Genomic DNA, 2,867 nt, shown 5'->3' with positions numbered 1-2,867 from the left:
TCCTTAACCATGAGATGTACATATCCCATCTCGCACTACCGCCGTCAAGGAACCGCAGGAAAACGGCGTGTCGAGGACAGACGGATCTTCCGATTAGCCGGTTAAGAGAGGATCATTGGCGTGGCAGAAATCCGGGGCGAATCCGTAATGGGCGGCCAGCCGGACGTAGTCCGGGGTCGGCACGACGACATTGGCGACCACACCGCCTTTGAGGCAGGCCATCCGGTCGGCCAACACCCGTGCGGGAACCCCGCCAATCGCAGCCAGTGCTTCGGCGATCAACGCCAGCGTTGTCGAGGCCTTCTGGTCGGTGGCGAACCGGACGAAACGCCACCGGGAGAACGCCAGCACCGCGCAGAACAAGAACAACCCTGGTGCGGCTTGCGCCCAGTCGATGACCAGGTACTGTCCCGGTGACCACACCGCCGGGCGGCGGCCACGGTGATTATCGCTGCGCCACAACGCTTTCGACTCGGCGACCAAACGCCGGAAGTTGCGCGGGGAACCTTCGTATCCCGCGGCGCGGGCGATCGGTAGCAGACGTTTGGCCGAGATCCGGGCTTGCGACTTCTCGACGCGTTCGGCGACCAACTCGGCCACCACGTCGTAGTTGTGTGCCCGCGGCGCTCGTGGCGCAGGCGCCACCCCGGCCTGCTCAGCCTCGAATTTGTCCATGTGGCGTTTGACGGTCTTGGGGGTAGTGCCGCACTGATCGGCGGCACCTCGGTAAGACCCGAGCTGTTGATAGGCCGAAATGATGTCCATGTGGTCCTTCGCAGATTTCAATGGAACTCCCCGGTGGTGACGATGAGTGGTTGGCACCTTCACCGTCACCATCGGGGCCCGCAGCTCCTGATCGACACGACGAACACGGGGCGGGGACTTTTATCTGGCCACCAGCGGGGACCTCCACTTGGCCACCAGTGGGGACTTTTTCATGGCCACGGACAACTGAATGGCCTCGCGGAACGCCACGCTGCGCTCGGACAGCCACGCGATCACCGTGGCACCGGTGCGGCCCTCGCGCTGCCCGAGCAGGCCCTGATCACCGGCCAGGTCCACGAAGCCGGTGTCCCAGGGGTCGACCCGTACCCAGCGGCCGGTCGCGGTGCAGTGCTCCCAGCGGGGCTTACCGCGGCGGGTCTCGTCGATCCCGAGCACCGGGGTGGGATCGGGCTCGCCCAACAGCCCCTCGGCGTGGGCGACGAAGGCGCGGTGCGCGGTCGGCCACGACACCCCGTGACTGTTGGCGGCCTCGGTCACCGAGCGGGCTGCCTCCCCGATCGCCGCGCCGATCTGGGTGCGCAACCGCCGAGTGGTCCGCGCCCGCGACGGAACCTGCGCGATCGCCTCGGTGAACGAGCTGCGCTCGCAGTAGTCCTCCCGGCATCGCCAGCGGGTCTTGCTCCAGCACACCACAATCCGGTCCTCGCCGTAGCCGATATCGCGAGGCGAGGTGCGCACCCTGCCCTTCACCGACGTAGACAACACCCCGCACGCCGGGCACGCCGCCGCCTCGTCGGCCGTTGCCACATGAACCACCCGGGTCCCGTCGGCGAGCCGCTCGACACGCTCGACTCGTACTCCTGGCAGCCCGAACAACAATGTCGTACCGTCAGACACGGCCCTTGGTTCCCTTCGTCCGTCCGAAAGCGTCGCAACTCTCAGACTTCGGAAGGCCAAGGGCCTCCTCATGCAACGACACACCCTATGAGAGCGAAATCACAACTGCCCCTTTAAAATTGAAGAGCCGGTAAGCGTCCTACCTGATTTCGGCGGAACTGCTTGCCCTCGTTGGCAATGGCCGAGCACCCAACTGCGGATGCCGTCAACAAGTGGCTCAACGACGGCCGACAGTCAGTGTGCTTGCAGGCCAACGTCAAACAAACTGTTCGCCGAATGTCAGCGGTCACGTAATTCCCCAGGTCTGAGGGGTTGTCCGTCACGTAATTCCCCACCCGCCGTCACGTAATTCCCCACCCTTGGGGCGTGTCCGGCGAGGATTGAGGTGCTGCTCAGGTTCGCTCCGTTCGGGTGCCCCGCCAAGGGGTCCTGGAAGGGGCCTTGAGTGGCGAGGAGATCGTGGAACGTGACGGACTTCGTGGAGATGTTCCGACATTGGAACGCCGGCCGGTCCCAGGTGCAGATCAATGAGGCACTGGGCATCGACCGCAAGACCATCCGCAAGTATGTGGCCCCGGCGCTGGCCGAGGGCCTCACACCGTGCTCGGAGGAGTTCGACGAGGAGGTGTGGCGGGCACGGATCGGGCGGTGGTTCCCGGAGTTGATGGATCCGACGGTGCGGGCGGTGACCTGGCCGCTGATCGGGGCGCATCGCCAGTGGATCACCGGTCAGCTGGGCGTGCCGGTGACAGTGGCCACGATTGCCCAACGCCTGCGCGACGACCATGGCGTCGATGTATCGGAGTCGACGGTACGGCGTTACATCACAACCACTTTCGCTGAGAGGTATCTCGAGGGCAGAGTCACTGTTCCGCGCGGTGCGGTCGAGCCGGGCAGCGAAGCACAGATCGACTACGGCAAGCTCGGCATGTGGCGTGACCCGGAATCGGGGCGCCGCATCGCGGTGTGGGTGTTCGCGATGATCCTGGCGTGCTCGCGTGCGTTGTTCGTCCAACCGGTGCTGCGGATGGACCAAACATCCTGGAATGCCTCGCATGTCGCGGCGTTCGAGTTCTTCGGCGGTGTCCCGGCGCGGCTGGTGTGCGATTATGTGGCGCGCCACATAATCGCACTTCTGTGCCCGGCGGTGTTATGTGCCCGACCGGCCGGAAACGTCACTGGCGCTCTGGTGTTGGGTTGAGTTCGGGCACATAACGGTCAGAGGGAATCGAGCCATTGCAGGA

Annotated in this window: 1 protein-coding gene and 2 pseudogenes; 1 reads left to right on the top strand and 2 read right to left on the bottom strand. The window is 64.9% G+C overall.

All coding sequences use genetic code 11. From position 1 onward, the window contains the following. Positions 1 to 96: 96 nt before the first annotated feature. Positions 97 to 786, bottom strand: a pseudogene (locus tag ORI27_RS32710) (DDE-type integrase/transposase/recombinase); the annotation flags it as partial. 99 nt (positions 787 to 885) lie between these two features. Then, positions 886 to 1,623, bottom strand: coding sequence for a helix-turn-helix domain-containing protein (locus ORI27_RS32705; protein ID WP_266001402.1), 738 nt, complete (start codon positions 1,621 to 1,623; stop codon positions 886 to 888). 466 nt (positions 1,624 to 2,089) lie between these two features. Here ORI27_RS32705 and ORI27_RS32700 point away from each other — a divergent pair. Next, positions 2,090 to 2,731, top strand: a pseudogene (locus ORI27_RS32700) (IS21 family transposase); the annotation flags it as partial. Between the last annotated feature and the right edge of the window lie 136 nt (positions 2,732 to 2,867).

It is taken from the genome of Mycobacterium pinniadriaticum, assembly GCF_026242045.1.
GTDB lineage: Bacteria > Actinomycetota > Actinomycetes > Mycobacteriales > Mycobacteriaceae > Mycobacterium > Mycobacterium pinniadriaticum.
Note: the sequence above shows the minus strand (reverse complement) of the source record. Positions and strands in the feature narration are given on the sequence as shown.